We start from the raw sequence: 15,525 nt of genomic DNA on the forward strand, positions 1-15,525 counted from the left end.
GCGCCACCCGCAGTGGCGCTCAGCGTCGGCGCGTCGGAACGCAAGCGCCGCGTGCGTGACGTCACTCCAGCGCTCGTCGTGGTTGTCGTAACGGAGGCGACCACGACGGGGCCCGTGCGTCCGAGCAGCCCACCCAATCCGTGCTCTGTACGGATCCGGCTTTTTGTCCCTCGCCGGCCGAGCCGCCCCCCGTGGTAGGCTTCGCGCGCCCGCCCCGCGGCGCGCTCGATTTCCATGGAGACGACCCTCGGCTTCCCCACTCCTCCGGACGCCCACGTCGAGCACGGCGTGGCGCTCTTCGGCCCGAGCGAGTTCGAAGGCGGCGCGCTCGCCGCGGGCCGCCCCTTCCAGGAAGCGCTGCCCTTCGGCGGGCGCGCCGAGATCCTCGCGGCGCTCGTCGACTTCGCTAGCGCACGCGGCCCGGCGCGTGTCGCCGTGCTCCCCGGGCGCACGGGCACCGGCAAGACGAGCCTGCTCTCCGCGCTCGCCGACGCCCTCGCCGCGCAGCGGATCGGCACCATGTTGCGCTTCGCGACCGACGTCGCCGTCGCCGGCGCGCCCCCCACCACGCGCCTGCCGCCAGGCCCGTGTCTCCTCGTGATCGACGACGCGGGCCGCAAAGCTGCGCCCGCGACGCTCCTGCCCATGGCGCTCGATCGCCGCGACGTGCGCTTCATCTTGACGACGCGCCCCGCGGGCCTGCCGCGCCTCTCGGCGCTCTTCGCGCAGGTCGGCCTCTCGTCGGACGTGGTGCGCGTGCTCCCCGAGCTCGGCGCGCTCGCCCCGAGCGAGGCGGAGGCGGCCGCGCGGCACGTGCTCGGCGACGAGGGGGAGGCGCATGGCGCGCGCCTCGCCGAGCAGGCCGAGGGACATCCGTTCGTGATCGCGCTGGCCGGCCGGCTCATGCAGGAGGGCGCCATCCATCCGGTCGCACTCGGCAAGGGTGAGCTCGCGGCCTGCGCGTTCGATCGTGGCCACGAACTCTTGCTCCTTCGCTCCGCCGCCGCGGGCGACCCCAAGCTCCTCGCCGGTGTCCTCGCGCTCGTCGCGCTCCTCGCGCCGGTGCGCACCTCGGACGAGCGCTTCCTCCAGGGCGCGGGAGATCTGCTCGGCTGCCGCCGTCGTGACCTCGTCTCGGCGCTCCGCGCGCTCGAAGCCGCGGGCGTCGTCGAGCGTGGCCCGCACGGCGCGCGTGTCGTCCCGGGTGCCCTCTCGGACCACGCGCTCCACCGCGCGCTCGCCGGCCCCTTCGCCACGGGCGGGCTCACGGGCTCGCTCGACGAGCGCGTGCGCGGGCTCGAAGCGCGCTTCGGCGCCCAGGCCATCGTCCCGCTCATCCGCAACGCCGGCGAGCTCGACGGCCCCTCCATCCCGGAGGGCGCGTCCGCCGAGATCGTCGCCGCGCTCTTCCGCCACGTGCGCGAGAGCGTCGAAGCGGCCTCGGCGGCGGATCGATGCCGCCTGCTCACGGGCCTGCGCGAGCTCTCCTCGGATCACCCGGCCGCGATGCTCGAACTCGCCACGGCGGTCCTCCGTTCGCCTGCGCTCACCGAGGCCGCGCGGGGCCCGGGTGCCCTCTTCTCCGCCGCGTCCGTCCTCTACGAGTTGCCCGCGATCCTGCGCCGCGTGGGCCTGCACCTCGCGCACCTCCCCCGCGCGGCCGACCTCCTCTGGCAGCTCGGCCGCGACGACCTCCGCCTCCAGAGCCCGCACCCCGACCATCCCATGCGTGTCCTCCGCGAGCTCGCGTCGCGCGCGTCCGCGCGCCCGGCGGGGGTCCACGAGGCCTTGCTCGAAGCCGTCGATCGCTGGCTCCTCGCGGACGACGCGCACGAGCACAAGCACTCGCCGCTCGACGTGATCGACACCTTCCTCTCCGACGGCGCCGTCGACGCCGGCCCCTCCGAAGAGCGCCGCCGCGCCCTGCGCACGCAGGCCCTCGCCGCGCTCGCGGGCTGCGCGAAATCGCCGAAGCGACGCGCCGCCCTCTCGGGCATCAGCGGCCTCGAACGGGTCCTCTCCGACGGCTCCGGGGGTTCACTCGGCGATCGGATGGAGCCCGGATGGCGTGACGAAGAGCGGCTCGACATCCTCGCGATGCTCGGCGCCGCCGCGAACACCTCCGCCGATCCGCTCGTCCATTTCGCGGTCGCCGACGCGCTCCGGCGCGCGGCCCGGCGCGCCACCTCCTCCGAGGTGCGCGCGGCGGCCGAGACCGCCCTCGGCGCCGTCCCGACCTCGGCCGAGCGCAGGCTCTACGAGGCCCTCACGCAACGCTCGCCCGCGCAGCGCGGCATGATCGACCTGCCGGCGAGCGAGATCCCGGGCTCGGGCGAGGTCGATCGGGGCGGCGTGGAGCGACGCTCGGCCGACGCGTGTCGCGCCGTCGTCGACGAGATGCTCGCCGAGGGCCACCCGCCTGCGCAGACGGCCGAGTGGCTCGGCGCGGCGCTCGAAGCCCTCGCGCTCGCGGGCAAGTCCGGCTCGCCGCGCCTCCTCCTGCATGTCCTCTCCCGCAAGCATCCGGTGGCGGCCGCAGCGATCTGCGAGGCCATCATGGGCGCGCCCGAGAGCCCGCTCGGCCCGCACGTCGCCTCCTTGCTCCATGCGCTCCGCGAGGCCGCGCCCGATCGCGCCGAGGCCCTCGTCGACACCATCGTCACGGGCGGCAACCCCACGCTCTGCGCCTCGCTCGCGCAGGTCTTCCATCGCTGGGTCGAAAAGCCCCTGCCCGGTGATCGCGAAGCGCTCCGCCACCTCCTCGGACACCGCGACGGCTTCGTCCGCCGCGCGGCGCTCGGCGCGCTCCGCACCCTCGCCAAATCCTCCCCGCGCGACGCGGTCGAGCTCGCGGTCGGCGTTGACCTCTCCGAGGGCCCCGAGGTCGCCGAGGCCCTCTTCGGCGCCCTCGACGCGGGTGGCCTCTTCTCCGAGGGCGCGCTCTCCGAAGAGGAGATCATCCTCTTCCTCACGCGCCTCGGCGCGGCCCGCAGCCTCGACGGCCACTCCACGATGCGGTTCCTCCACCACGCCGGCAAACGCCTGCCGGAGGACGTCGCGGGCCTCTTCATCGAGCGCATCGCGCGCGCCGCGTCCGGGGCCGTCGCGGGGGCGGAGGAGTACGAGCCGCTCCCGCCGGAGGGCCTCTCGGCGATCCTCGCGGGCCTCGCGCGCTCGCCGGAGTGGCTCTCGCTCTTGCGCCGCGTCCGCCACCTCGCGCGGGCCCGCATCGGCTGGGTCCGTTTCCACGCCGCGCGCCTCTTCCACGACGCCTCGCGCTCCTTCGCCTTACCCACGGTCGAAGTCCTCTCCGAGTGGGTGCAGGACGGCGGCGAGAGCGAGCTCGAAGCGATCTCCGCGCTCCTCGAAGAGGCGCCGCCCACCTTCCTCTTCGCGCACCTCGAGCTCGTCGCGACGCTCCTCCGGCGGGCGCACGCGGCCGGCGAGGGCTGCTTCGAGCGCGTCCGGAGCGCGCTCTTCTCGGTCGTCACGGGCCAGGCGCGGCCTCGCTCGGGCGGCCGGGCGGATCGCAGCGAGACGCTCCTGCGCTCGCAGGCCCGGGAGGCCGCGTCCCGATTGCCCCCCAAATCCCCCGAGCAAAAATTCTTCGAATCGGTCGCCAAGCACGCGGAGGCTCTCCTCGCCGAGGAAGACGCGGCTGAGGACGACGAGCTCTTCGACCTCTGACATGCGCTCCCTGCCCTTTTTCCTGGCCGCTCTCGTGCTCCCCTCGATCGCCTGGGCCGAACCCCCCGCGGCGCCGCCGCCCCCGCCGGCCCCCTTCTGGACGGGTCCCCGCGTCGCGGCGGCGATCGTCATGACCACGAGCGTGGGCGCCATTGTGGCGGGCGCGGTGTATGCGGCTCGCTCGGACGAGGCGAATGCGGCGTTGAAGTACCATTGCCTCACGTCGGATCCGAACCAATGCGACGCCGAGGGGTATGCGCTCCGCGGGAAAGCGACGACCGACGGGCGGGTCGCGACGACGGCGCTCGGCGTGGGCGCGGCGGGGGTGTTTCTTGGATTGGTGCTCGGGTGGATCAATCCCGAAGCGCACCCGAGCCCGGCGCCGGTGAAGGTCACCGTGGCGCCGGTCGTGGGCGGGACGATGCAGGGGATTGTGGTGATGGGGCGGTTCTGACGGGATCAGCCGGGGGACGTGGCGACCTCGGGATCGGCTTCGTCCTCGGCGACGTCTGCGGCGGCGGCGCGAAAAAACGACTCGACCCACGACTTCGGGTATTTGTTCATCACGGCGATCTTGAGCAGCTCGGCGTAGGTCGTGGTGCGCAGGGCGTTGACGCCTTCCTTCCATTCATCGGTCTCGTTGGCGACGACCTGCCGATTCCCCTTGGTTTTCGCGCGCACGTCGAGGGCGCTGAAGGCGGCGCCCACGGAGGCGTCGAGCTGCGGCCCGAACACCGCGAGCCCATGGCCTGGTTCGAGCTTCCCGATCTCGGTCAGGATCACGTCGCGGGTCTTCTCGCATTGCACGCGGAGCGCCTGGCGAATGAACTGCCCGGGCGTGGCATCCCTAAACATCTTGCCGAGCAGCGGCGCGGCGAACGCGCGCGTGGCCGCGGCGAAGCGCGTGGTCAGCCCGTCGAGCCCCGCGTTCCGCACGGCGACGACGGCTTCGGCGCGCGTCACGTCTCGTCGGCCTTCGCGCTCCTTTTTGAAGAGCGACTCCCATTTGGCGATCGCATCGTGGAAGGGCGCGGCGAGGTGGGCGGCTTCGGGGTCGGCGGCGAGGCCGGCCTCGGAGTATTCGAGCTCGTCGAGGAACGTGATCATGCCGTGCGACAGGGGGATTTTGCGCATGAGATACCTCCAGGTGGGGTAAGGGGACGGAAGGAGCATGCGTCTGACCGCCCGCGAGGCGGGAGCTTGGGCGGGAAGTACAAGTTCGACGGCGTCAGACTGGCCCACGGAGACACCAACTTGGCCAGCCCGACAATTGGCGAAACGCAGAGTTGCCTCGCACACTGTAGGGTGGGATGGTAGGGATGTCAGGAGATGCGACAGGATGGTCTGATAGCGTCTTCCTGGCACTTGTATCCATGAGGGTCTGATGTCGACTTGGGATGAGATCAAAGAACGCGTCGAGAAAAACGGCAACGTCCTGACGATCACAATGGAAGAACTGCGTGGCGCCCAGGGCGCCGGCAAGTTGGGTGTGCACGTTCGAGGGCAAATAAAAAGCGCGCTTGCTGGCATGGGCCTCGGGCACATCCCCCAGGAGCTTCCCACTTACCAACACGAGCAGGTTCGCTTGTACAAGCATGGCACTCCGGTAGGAGACTTCATCACCACTGTGCTGACACCGGGCCAGCAGAACGACTCTAAGCTGGCTGAACAGTTTGCTGATGGGGGCGTGGATTACTCTGCGATCGTCGAGAAGATTCGAGAACTCGTAGCGGAATAAAGGACGACTTCAGCTGCAACGGGCCGCCGGCAAGCGGTTGTTGGCTCACGATGGTCCAATCATAGCTATCAACCCACCGGAGGGGTGGACGAAGACTGGGCAGATCGCCCTCCGCCCTCACGTCTCCGGGTACATAACGTGCACCGTCAGAATCTCCCCGCACCTCCCCCCGCGCACCTCCCGCGCCGCCCGGTTCCCCCTCGCCTCCCGCCGCCTCGCCCTAACGCTGCCACGCCCGTCCCTGCCTCGAACTGGGCTCACCTGGCGGCTTCACCACGGGCACGGACCTGGGTGACGCCCAGCTGCTCCTTCTCGCTCCGCGAGAAAGCAACGGTCGACGTGCGGGTCGCGACGACGGCGCTCGGCGTGGGCGCGGCGGGGGTGTTTCTTGGATTGGTGCTCGGGTGGATCAATCCCGAAGTGCACCCGAGCCCGGCGGCTTCGTCATCTTCCACTACGACGGCGACACGACGTGGGCCCGCAGAGCCGAGGCGAAAACACGCGAGCAGTTCGATCGGGAGATCCGCAACCGCGTCGCGCAGGTGCTCTCCGGCGCGCGGCGCTCCCCTGACGAAATCGCACAGAAGCTCGGGCGTATCATCGAGTGCGTGCCGTTCTACAGCATCGAGGCATGGACCTACCAGGCGACGGCGAAGGCCATCGCCCTGTGCCGGGAGAAGCACCGCGGCGACGACATCCCGACCTTCGAGGCCTGGGGCGCGGATCGAACCAAGCTCGACGAGGTACACAAACCCAAGGAAAAGACCTGCCTCGGCGGCGAGCACAACGAAATGCTCGGCAAGTCCGTCGCCGTGTGGGACGTGGTCCAGGCGGGCGGCTCGATGATGTGGTTCGTCTGGAGCCTGCACGCGTGCCGGGATCTCGAAGACGCGCTCGCCCTCCCCAGCTCCGACCCCTGAACGATCACGCTCGCCCTGGGCAGGCCTTTGCCCGCTCAGCTTCCCGGAGAGAATTGGATGGGATACATCACGGTCACGGTCCCCCCCTCCGGCGCAGGAAAAACGAGCTTCTCGAACGCCCCGACGACGCACGCGACGACCTTTTCATCTGGCAACAGCGGCTCCGCTCTCTCGGTCGCGAACTCCGCGGTTGGGTCCGGGCGTGCACCGGCCTTCGTGACGCGGCCGTCCTTTCCGATCACGAAAAGCACACCAAAGCGCCCTTCCAGGTCGGGATTCCGCTTCAACCCCTCCTGGTAGCAGGCCCGGAATGTGCCGAAGTTCATCCGAACGATGCGCTGGATCTCCCCCGGTGGGAGGCGGCCGGAGACCTGGAGGTTTCCGAGCCGAATGGCAGGCGGGCGCTGATCGATGGGCCCGGTGCCACGGGACTGAAAGCTCACCAAGACCTCCGCGGCCCCACCACCCGCGGCGGGAGCTGCCTTCTGCGCATCGACGATCGCCCCGAGCGCGCGCGTGGCCTCGCTGAAGAGCACGTCCGCATCCGCGGTCAACCACAGGCCTGCGGGACAGGGACGCGGCGCCTGCTGGCAAGCCCCGACGAGCGCGCTGCCGAGCTCGCGGGCCGCCGACGTCCCACGCTCGACCGTCCGATTCGCGATTTTTTCGAGCTGCTCTCGGCCCGCGCCGGAGGCGGGCGGCACGACCGCGAAGACCGTGAGCTCGAGCTCCTTCGGGCCGATGTGCAGCGCGCTCTGCCGGCGCGAGGGAACTCTGCTTTCGGGCGCCGGAAGCGGCGTGCCGGGAGGCAGCAGAGGGGGCGTCCGCAACTTCAGCCACCCCGAGCTGGTCGACACCCATGCCACTGGGCAGCCTGCAAACGCGCTTGTCATGATGGCGCTGGCCGCGGCCGTGAAGGGGACGTCGGGCTCGACCTGGAAGACACATTCGCCAGAAGCAAGCCGGTCGATTCCGGGCTTGTGAAGCTCGCGCAGCGCCTCGAAGAGGGGATCGATCTTCTGGAGCCGGTCTCGAAGGAGCGCGGGGTCCCAAGATACGGCCGCGTCGTCGACGCGAATTTCCTTCAAGGCGACGCGAATGCGCGGCCCCTCGACCTGAACCTCGGCGGCCACAGGCGGCGGCGCCGCAGCGGTGGCAGGTGAGGGAGACACCGCCTCCTGTCGCGCCTGCGGCGGCGCTTGCGGCGGCGCTTGCGGTGGTGCTTGCGTGCAACCGACGACCCAGGCAGCCCATGCGAGCGCCGCGAACCGCTGTGGATTCGCGGCGCCCCGGTTCGAGCAGCGGACGACGTTCATGACCCTTGTGATCTTCATCTGTGAGCCGCGCAGGGTTCCTCAGGAGCCGCTGGGTGGCAAGGAGAGCTTCGACGAGCCCTGCACGAAGCGGATCTACGGTGCCGACGCCGAACAAGCCGCCGACCTCGCCCGTGAGACCGTCCCTGCCCTGCTGGAGCACCGTGCCCGGGCATGTAGACCGGCGCCATCCGCGAGCTGCATTCCGGTCGGGAGCAGGCTCCCGCTCCCGCCCCCGCTTCTGCTCCCGCCTCCGCACCTCCACGACCTTGGTGCCTGGGGTGATGCGCGGGATCAGCGCGAAATCAGCGGGCCTCCGGAAGCACGTTCAAGCGGCGCCGGGTGGACAGCGCGAGCGCGCCGAGCGCGAGGAGCGTCCAGGCGGCGGACGAGCCAGCCCCGCTCGGGGCTGTCGCGCAGCCGGAGCGAGTGCGCTCCTGCTGTTTGCGGCACATAACGGCCACCTTTGTCTCCGAGACCGGGCCGCTGGCCTTGAGGTGCGCGGGGACGACACGGACACACCGGCGCTCGAAGCCTGCGCTGGCCTGCCGGCGATCGAACTCTCGCAGGTCCTCCTCCAGCGGGGCCTCGAAGCCGCCATCGGGGCACTGCTTCTCCAGCAGGCAAGGGTCCGCGGGGTCGCGCGGGGCGACGTCGGCGCGAGCCTCGCCGTGCACGAGGAGACCGGCGATGGCGCCGGCGGCGAGAGAAATCAATGCGGCGCGCGTCGTCTCCTGGCCCTTCATCTTCAGTACACCTTGAGCAGGTTCGCGGCCCACACCTTGGAGCAGGCGAGCTGGAGCCACGCGTGCTCGAAGATGGGCGGGCTCGCCACGAGCAGTCCTTTCGAGGAGTCCGCCACGTCGATGTTGCCCCTCAGGTTGGCCTCGAAGAACAGCTCGGTGGTCGTGTACACGTTGTAGATGCCCACGGGCATCTCTCCGATCAGGAACCCGGAGTCGCTCTGGCCCGCGAAAAGCGACCTCGCCGCGGTGGGATCGGTGCCCGTTACGGACCCGACAAAGGCCTTCGCATTGATCTTCTCCCCGGGCGTGATCGAGCCGGTGTCCACCTCGGCAAGGAATTTTCCGGCCGGGACCATATCCTTCTGGCCTTGCTCCAGGCTCTTCTGCATATCGGCGGGCGAGCCGATGATGCGGATGCCCGCGAACGTCAGCAGTTGCCTGGTGGCGGTGGGGGAGGTGTCGAGCCACGATCGCCCCTCGCTCGCGGCCTTCTTGAGCTCCTTGATCAGAGACGGCAAATCCGGCTGCTCCAGCGTGAAGGCGGGTTTCTGCCCCTGATCGGACAGGAACCAGTTGCCCGACTTCAGGCGCCCGATGAGAAATGCATGGTTGACCGTGCCGCTCTTCGTCTCGCCGGCTTGGATGTACTTGGTGCGAGCATACCAGAAGATCTGCGCGATCTTGCCGGGGGCGAGGGACGTGAGCTTGGAGTCGGCGAGGATGTCATCCAGCTTCTGGTGGTCCACGTCGGCGGAGGGGTTCAGGCCGAGCACGCGCTCGAGATAGTTCATGTCTCCCCAGTCGCTCAGGATGGTCGCCAGCTTCTGGAACTGGCTCTGAGGAACCGACGGTCGCCTTGCGCTGGACCGGCGGTGAGACGATGGGGACGCGGGAGAAATCGAATTGGAGACGAGGCGCGGCAGGCGGAGACGCTCCGGCCTCCATGTCTGGCTGCGAGTCCATGTGCCCGACGCGTGACCAGGGAACACGACCGAGCGTGGGTACGCCGGGCTTCACGGGGCGCGCCTGCGCCGGGCGCTGGGGCGCAGGCTTCGGGGCAGCAGGAGACTGTGCTGTCGATGGCTGGCGCTTACGCTCGAACGTAAACATGGAGGAGCCTTCCCGTCTGGGGTCGCCCCGAGCCTACCACTTTTAATGGGCCAAGGCGATTAAGAACTCATGACCGCGCGCAAGAAAATGACCAGCTTTTTCAGCACTCGTCTCCTCGAGTCCCCCTGCGTCCACCCCGGCTTCCCCCTCACAGCACGGTCTCCCCACGTCATCGCGCGCGAGCGGCGTGCGCAAGTTACATGCGGTCTTCAGCGTCATGTAAAAGCAGTCGAACGTATTGGATCGGCTGGCGACAAGGCGAAGCAAACCAGAGCTTGCCTCCTGGAACTCCGTGCCCGGGGTGGCCCTCCGACCCCCATCGATGGAGCCACCCCTCACCCACCCCCGCGCCGCCCAAAAATCCCCCACCCCAGCCCTCACCTCCCCGCGCGCACGTCCCGCGCCGCCCGGTTCCCCCCTCACCTCCCGCCCCTCACGCCCTGCAAGCGCCACCGCCGCCCCGATCCACCCCTGCGCACGCCGTGACCTCACCCAGGTGACGCCTCACCTCGCCGCCGCCACGCCCGTCCTTGCCCCAAACCGCCCTCACCTGGCCGCTTCACCACGCGCGCGGACCCGGGTGACGCCCCGCCGCCCCCTTTTCGTCCCGCCGACGGCTGCATTGGCGGTTCCCACCTCCAACCCTGGAGGCTGGCACCACCAGGTCCCGACGCGCCCCGAACCCCTCCGCCGCCCTCCGAAACAGAAAACCTCCTTCCTTCCCGCAAGATAGCCCCAACGCCACACCCCTCCGCCGCCCTGGCATGCCCGTTGCGATAGGGGTCCGCGTCCCTCGCACACGGAGAATGGATCCCATGGCCTCGACGAACCGCTTCGATTCTCGCCTCGCTCTTTTCCTCGCGCCCCTCGCCGCCGCCGCCTCGCTCGCCCTCGTGGGATGCGCGGCCGATGACGTCACCACGCTCGGGGACGAAGATGCCGTGGCCGCCGAGGGCGCCGCGGGCCTCGGCCTCGGGGCGCGGGGCGCGGACGTGCGCAAGGTGTACGAGTATCTTCGTCGTTATGGGTACTTCCAGAACGAGGAGCTCGCCGAGCATTACCCGGATTGGACCCCCGCCGTCTCGCGCGAGCCGGCCGATCCGGAGCTCTTCGACGAGGCGCTCGAAGAGGGCGTGCGGCTCTACCAAGCCCAGCAGGGCTTGCCCGTGACCGGGATCGTCGACGCCGAGACGCACCGGATCATGCAGATGCCCCGGTGCAGCCACCCCGATTATTACGATCCGCCGAGCGTCGTGCCGACCCTGGACATCGAAAACCCCTATACGCACTTCGGGGGGACCTGGTCGTCCACGGCCCTGAGCTATAAATTCGCGAATTATACCTCGGACTTCGCCCAGGCCTCGGTCCGGTCCGCGATCGAGAGCGCGCTCTTCTCGTGGACCTCCTCCTCGACCTTCAGCTTCTCCGAGGTGAGCTCGGGCGAGAACATCTCGTTCGGGTTCTATACGGGCAGCCATGGGTGCAGCAGCGCCTTCGACGGCTCGTCCGGCGTCCTCGCCCACGCCTATTCGCCCGGCAGCGGCCTCGGCGGCGACGTGCACTTCGACGACGCCGAGTCGTGGTCGTCCGCGTTCCTCGAGACCGTCGCCCTGCACGAGGTCGGGCACGCCCTCGGCCTCGGCCATTCGACCGTCTCGAACGCGACCATGTACGCGTATTACACCGGCAACGACACCTCGCTCGCGGACGATGATCGCGCAGGCATCTGGTCGCGTTACGCCTCCTATGCGTCGCCCTCGGGCTGCGGCTGGCTGAATGCCGGACAGGGGCTCGGGGCGGAGCAATCGGTCTGGTCGTGCGACGGCCGCTTTCAGCTCAAGTACCAGAGCGACGGCAACCTCGTGCTTTACATGGGCAGCTCGCCGCTCTGGGCCTCGGGCACGAACGGCGACGGCGGGGACCGCGTGATCATGCAGGAGGACGGAAACCTCGTCATCTACAAGTCCACGGGCGAGCCCGTGTGGGCGACGGGCTCGAACAGCACCGCGAGCCGTTATGCCAATCTCACCGTGCAGAACGACGGCAACGTCGTGATCTATCGGTCCGACGGCAGCGTGGCCTGGAACAGCAAGACCTGCTGCCACTGAGGCGAATCACAAACACCCCCCGCGCCTGTTGGCGGCTGCCGCCTCCAGCATGGAGGTTGCAGCCGCCAACCCCGCCGCGCCCAGGACCTCCGTCCCGAAGCCGAGCCACCAAAACATCATTCCTTTCAGCAAGATAGCCGCGGCGTGGGCGGGCCCCGCCGAGCTGGCATGGCCGTTGCGATAAGGGTCCGCGTCCCTCGCACACGGAGAATGGATCCCATGGCCTCGACGAACCGCTTCGATTCTCGCCTCGCTCTCTCCCTCGCGCCCCTCGCCGCGGCCGCCTCGCTCGCCCTCGTCGGATGCGCGGCCGACGACGTCACGGCGCTCGGCGACGAGAACGCCATGGCCGCCGAGGGCCTCGGCCTCGGCGCGCAGGGCAAAGAGGTGCGGGCGGTCTACGAGCACCTGCGCCGGTTCGGGTATTACCAGAACGAGGAGCTCGCCGAGCATTACGCCGACTGGACGCCCGCCGTCTCGCGCGAGCCGGCCGATCCAGAGCGCTTCGACGAGGCGCTCGAAGAGGGCGTGCGGCTCTACCAGGCGCAACACGGCCTGCCCGTGACCGGGATCGTCGACGCCGAGATGCAGCGAATCATGCACATGCCTCGCTGCGGCCACCCCGATTATTACGATCCGCCCAGCGTGGTGCCGACCTTCGAGATCGAAACCCCCTATTCGCACCTCGGAGGGACCTGGTCCTCGCCCGCGCTCTCGTACCGCTTCGACAATTACACCTCGGACCTGAGCCAATCGGCGATCCGCGCGGCGGTCCAGAGCGCGATGCTCCGGTGGAGCACCGTCACGAAATTCACCTTCACGGAGGTCACTTCGGGCGGGAACATCGTGATCGGCTTCTACACGGGCGACCACGGGGACGGCAGCGACAATGCGTTCGACGGCAAGTCCGGCACGCTCGCGCACGCCTGGTCGCCGGGCAGCGGCATCGGCGGCGATATCCATTTCGACGACGCCGAGTCGTGGTCGACCTCGTCGTCGGGCACCCACTTCGAGACCGTGGCCCTGCACGAGCTCGGGCACGCCCTCGGCCTCGGCCATTCGAGCCACGATTACGCGGTCATGTACCCGACCTACAGCGGCGTGGACGTCTACCTGAGCTCCGACGATCACGCGGGAATCTGGTCGCGGTACGCCGCGTACAACGCGCCCTCGGGCTGCGGCTGGCTGAATGCCGGCGAGGGGCTCGGGAAAGGCGAATCGGTCTGGTCGTGCGACGGCCGCTTCCAGTTCATCTTCCAGAACGACGGCAACCTCGTGCTCTACAAGAACGGCAGCGCGCTCTGGGAATCGGACACGAACGGCGACGGCGCCGACCGCGTCCTCCTGCAGGAGGACGGGAACCTCGTCATGTACAAGTCCACGGGCCAGAAGGTGTGGGAGACGGACTCGAATTCGACGGCGAACCAATACGCCAACCTGGCCGTGCAGAACGACGGCAACCTCGTGCTTTACAAGAACGGCGGCGGCGTGGCCTGGACCAGCAACACCTGCTGCCACTGAGGGCGCGGACCGCCGAGTTCGGTGCGTGCCAGGAGCGGCGATCGAGGCGCCGCGGGGGGCGCTCTTTCAGTAAATGATCGAGGACATGGCGTACTCGCACGAATACGTGCCGCCGTCCGTACACGTCCGCGAACACGCGCCGTTCGTGATCTTCATCGTGCAACTCGAATAAATGGTCTCATACCATTCGGGGTCGTCCGGATAGGGGTAGACCACCTCGCAGCGCGTGCTCGTCCCCACGCCCGAGCCGTCATAACCGATCGTGAAGTCGTACGCATCACTGCACGACTCGAAGACCTCCTCGATCGTCCGGCGGTGGGAGCCGTCGAGGTACATCGTGTCGCTGCCATAGATGTACGCGTCGCCCCAGTTGATGAGCCAGTTGATCCAGGTCGTCCCGTCGGCGTTGCCGCCCCACGTCTCGTCGATGTCCGTGCCGACCCCGTTGTAGACATACGACTCGTTCCAGGATCCATCGGGCTGCCGCGCGCCGTAGAAGACCTGCTTCTGGCCGCGGGTGCGTGTGTACCGCTCCTGCACGTACTCATACACCTGGCCGTTCCACGTCCCCTCGTGCGTCAGCCATTGCGCATTCGACCCGCCGAGCGGCCGCGCGCGCTGCGTGAGGGAACAGCCCTGCCACGATTGCTCGACCTCGGTCGAGCGAATCGTGCCATTGTCCTCCTTCACGGTGACCACGGAGAACACGTCGGTGCCATACGAGGACGTGATGACGTCGCCCGTGACGTGGGTCTCGGTGAGGTAACTGGTCGACGCCGGGGTCTCCCGCCAGCGGATCGTCCCCACGCCGAGATCCTGGTTCGTGAAGCGGCCCTTGATGTACGTCACCGCGAGCCCGGGGGGATCGTACGCGAACACGTCGCCCTGCGCGGCGTGCGCGCCGAGTGTGCCGGGAATGGGGCAAAGACCGAGGATTGCAGCACTTCGATAGAAATGATTCCGGCCGCTCATGGTTCCCCAGCCTACAAGAAACCGGGCGAGGATGCCAAGAGCGCGTCGCGCTCGATCGGTCGAGGGACGGGGGCTCCGCCTGGAACACGCCGGCGTCCGCGACGTCGCGTTGACAAGGCCCCCCTCGTTCGCCTACTACTTTTTCTCTTCGAGCAGGCGGGATCCAATGCAAATCGTCTCGAATGCCCCGTTCCCCTGTGCGTCGTTGATCTGGCCGAATCGAGCGCAAGGGTGGGTGTTCACCGTCGTCTGCAAGGCGACGTTTTCCCTCGCGCCGGGCACGTCCCCGCTCGCGGAGGACCCGGAAGACATCGCCGCCGCCGACGAGCACTGGGACGACGACACGAACCGCAGCCTGCGCGTCCCGAGCGACGTCGTCCCCTTCAAGCCACGCGCAGACGTGCTCCTCGTGGGCTCCGCGCACGCGCCGCAGCAGGTCCCCGCGCGCTCGGTCGTCGCGCGCCTCCTCGTCGGCGAGGTCGACAAATCGATCGAGGTCACCCAGGACCGCTGGTTCCAGCCCGACGGCTCCCTCGCCGAGGGGCAACGCTTCACGCGAATGCCGCTCGTCTTCGAGCGGGCCGGCGGCGGGCCGGACACGGCGAACCCGGTCGGCGTGCGCGCGGGATGGGCCGACGCGATGGGGCGCGTGCGCGTCCCGAACATCACGTGGCCGGGCGTCACGGTCCGCGCCCCTTCCGATTTCGTCGAGCCCGTCGGGTTCGGCCCGCTCGCGCCCGCGTGGCCCGCGCGGCGCGAGCGGCTCGGCGCGCTCGCCCGCGGCAGCCTGCCCGAGCGCTGGTACGAATCACACATCCCCGACGGCTTCGATTTCCGCTACTTCAATGCTGCGCCGCCGGATCAGCAGACCGATTTCATCCCCCCGAACGCGCGCATCCTCCTCGAAAACCTGCACCCGAGCGTGCCGCGGCTCGTCACGAGCCTGCCGGGCCTCGCGCCGGTGTTCCTGGTCGAGGGCCGCGGGCAAGGCCCACAGCCGATGCGCGCCGATACCTTGTGGATCGACACCGATCGGCTGCTCTGCACGCTGACGTTCCGCGCGCAGATCCCCATCCGCCTGCGCGACGAGCCGGGCGAGGTGAAGGTATGGCTCGACAGCGCTCCGCCCTCGAAGGCCGCGGCCGCGCCCGAAGCGCCGCCGCGCCCGCAGAAATCGATCCCGCCGAGCGAAGAGGCCGAGGCGAAAGCCCCGCGGCTGAAGCCGCCGCCGGCCCAGACGATCGCCGATCCGAGCCTCGCGCAGGGCGCGACCGGGCGCGTCTTGCCTTTCCAGTCGACGCCCGGCGCCGCGCCCGAGCCGGCCCGGCCTCCCGCGTCCGGCGGGCGCCTCCCCTTCCTGAGCGCGCCGGCCTCGTCGCTGAGCGCGCCGGCCGCCGCGCCGCCGCCCGC

12 protein-coding genes are annotated in these 15,525 nt (G+C 69.4%); 7 read left to right on the forward strand and 5 right to left on the reverse strand.

The window, feature by feature from the left end:
• The first annotated feature begins 234 nt into the window (after window positions 1–234).
• Complete coding sequence (locus E8A74_RS05100) at window positions 235–3,687, forward strand: hypothetical protein (protein WP_136927772.1); 3,453 nt, start codon at window positions 235–237, stop codon at window positions 3,685–3,687.
• Between the two features lies 1 nt (window position 3,688).
• The gene (locus tag E8A74_RS05105) at window positions 3,689–4,141 is read left to right on the forward strand and encodes a hypothetical protein (RefSeq protein WP_136927773.1); all 453 of its coding nucleotides are present in this window, start codon (window positions 3,689–3,691) and stop codon (window positions 4,139–4,141) included.
• Between the two features lie 5 nt (window positions 4,142–4,146).
• Here the strand turns inward: E8A74_RS05105 and E8A74_RS05110 are convergent, their stop codons facing one another.
• Window positions 4,147–4,821 (reverse strand): hypothetical protein, encoded by a 675-nt coding sequence (locus tag E8A74_RS05110; RefSeq protein ID WP_136927774.1) that lies wholly within the window; start codon window positions 4,819–4,821, stop codon window positions 4,147–4,149.
• Window positions 4,822–5,071: 250 nt separating this feature from the next.
• On the opposite strand from E8A74_RS05110, the gene E8A74_RS05115 reads away from it, so the two are divergent.
• Both E8A74_RS05115 and E8A74_RS05120 read left to right on the forward strand, forming a co-directional pair.
• Complete coding sequence (locus E8A74_RS05115) at window positions 5,072–5,425, forward strand: hypothetical protein (RefSeq protein WP_136927775.1); 354 nt, start codon at window positions 5,072–5,074, stop codon at window positions 5,423–5,425.
• 404 nt (window positions 5,426–5,829) lie between these two features.
• Complete coding sequence (locus tag E8A74_RS05120) at window positions 5,830–6,345, forward strand: hypothetical protein (RefSeq protein ID WP_136927776.1); 516 nt, start codon at window positions 5,830–5,832, stop codon at window positions 6,343–6,345.
• A 35-nt stretch (window positions 6,346–6,380) separates the two neighbouring features.
• Here E8A74_RS05120 and E8A74_RS05125 read toward each other — a convergent pair whose 3' ends face one another.
• The 3 genes from E8A74_RS05125 to E8A74_RS05135 all read right to left on the reverse strand — a co-directional run bounded on the left by E8A74_RS05125 (window position 6,381) and on the right by E8A74_RS05135 (window position 9,195).
• A complete protein-coding gene (locus E8A74_RS05125; RefSeq protein WP_232379379.1) occupies window positions 6,381–7,661 on the reverse strand; it encodes an AgmX/PglI C-terminal domain-containing protein in 1,281 nt (426 codons plus the stop codon).
• Window positions 7,662–7,963: 302 nt separating this feature from the next.
• Entirely contained in the window at window positions 7,964–8,404 is a 441-nt protein-coding gene (locus tag E8A74_RS05130; RefSeq protein WP_136927777.1) for a hypothetical protein, read from the reverse strand.
• Between the two features lie 2 nt (window positions 8,405–8,406).
• Window positions 8,407–9,195: a hypothetical protein gene (locus tag E8A74_RS05135; RefSeq protein WP_136927778.1), complete on the reverse strand. Its 789-nt coding sequence runs from the start codon at window positions 9,193–9,195 to the stop codon at window positions 8,407–8,409.
• A 1,134-nt stretch (window positions 9,196–10,329) separates the two neighbouring features.
• Between E8A74_RS05135 and E8A74_RS05140 the strand changes: the two genes are divergently transcribed.
• Both E8A74_RS05140 and E8A74_RS05145 read left to right on the forward strand, forming a co-directional pair.
• Window positions 10,330–11,622, forward strand: a complete 1,293-nt coding sequence (locus tag E8A74_RS05140) for a matrixin family metalloprotease (protein ID WP_170228867.1) — start codon at window positions 10,330–10,332, stop codon at window positions 11,620–11,622.
• A 219-nt stretch (window positions 11,623–11,841) separates the two neighbouring features.
• Window positions 11,842–13,143: a matrixin family metalloprotease gene (locus tag E8A74_RS05145; protein WP_136927780.1), complete on the forward strand. Its 1,302-nt coding sequence runs from the start codon at window positions 11,842–11,844 to the stop codon at window positions 13,141–13,143.
• Window positions 13,144–13,209: 66 nt separating this feature from the next.
• Here E8A74_RS05145 and E8A74_RS05150 read toward each other — a convergent pair whose 3' ends face one another.
• Entirely contained in the window at window positions 13,210–14,115 is a 906-nt protein-coding gene (locus tag E8A74_RS05150) for a hypothetical protein (protein ID WP_136927781.1), read from the reverse strand.
• A 166-nt stretch (window positions 14,116–14,281) separates the two neighbouring features.
• Here E8A74_RS05150 and E8A74_RS05155 point away from each other — a divergent pair.
• A partial coding sequence (locus E8A74_RS05155) for a DUF2169 family type VI secretion system accessory protein (RefSeq protein WP_170228868.1) occupies window positions 14,282–15,525 on the forward strand: 1,244 nt, incomplete at its 3' end.

Origin of the sequence: Polyangium fumosum, from assembly GCF_005144585.1 — a bacterium.
In the GTDB taxonomy this organism is placed as follows: Bacteria; Myxococcota_A; Polyangia; order Polyangiales; family Polyangiaceae; genus Polyangium; species Polyangium fumosum.

What these genes read in the sequence shown, in the direction of transcription:
- E8A74_RS05100 (WP_136927772.1), top strand. Translation starts at nt 235, where the DNA reads ATGGAGACGACCCTCGGCTTCCCCACTCCTCCGGACGCCCACGTCGAG.
- E8A74_RS05105 (WP_136927773.1), top strand. Translation starts at nt 3,689, where the DNA reads ATGCGCTCCCTGCCCTTTTTCCTGGCCGCTCTCGTGCTCCCCTCGATC.
- E8A74_RS05110 (WP_136927774.1), bottom strand. Translation starts at nt 4,821, where the DNA reads ATGCGCAAAATCCCCCTGTCGCACGGCATGATCACGTTCCTCGACGAG.
- E8A74_RS05115 (WP_136927775.1), top strand. Translation starts at nt 5,072, where the DNA reads ATGTCGACTTGGGATGAGATCAAAGAACGCGTCGAGAAAAACGGCAAC.
- E8A74_RS05125 (WP_232379379.1), bottom strand. Translation starts at nt 7,661, where the DNA reads ATGAACGTCGTCCGCTGCTCGAACCGGGGCGCCGCGAATCCACAGCGG.
- E8A74_RS05130 (WP_136927777.1), bottom strand. Translation starts at nt 8,404, where the DNA reads ATGAAGGGCCAGGAGACGACGCGCGCCGCATTGATTTCTCTCGCCGCC.
- E8A74_RS05135 (WP_136927778.1), bottom strand. Translation starts at nt 9,195, where the DNA reads ATGAACTATCTCGAGCGCGTGCTCGGCCTGAACCCCTCCGCCGACGTG.
- E8A74_RS05140 (WP_170228867.1), top strand. Translation starts at nt 10,330, where the DNA reads ATGGCCTCGACGAACCGCTTCGATTCTCGCCTCGCTCTTTTCCTCGCG.
- E8A74_RS05145 (WP_136927780.1), top strand. Translation starts at nt 11,842, where the DNA reads ATGGCCTCGACGAACCGCTTCGATTCTCGCCTCGCTCTCTCCCTCGCG.
- E8A74_RS05150 (WP_136927781.1), bottom strand. Translation starts at nt 14,115, where the DNA reads ATGAGCGGCCGGAATCATTTCTATCGAAGTGCTGCAATCCTCGGTCTT.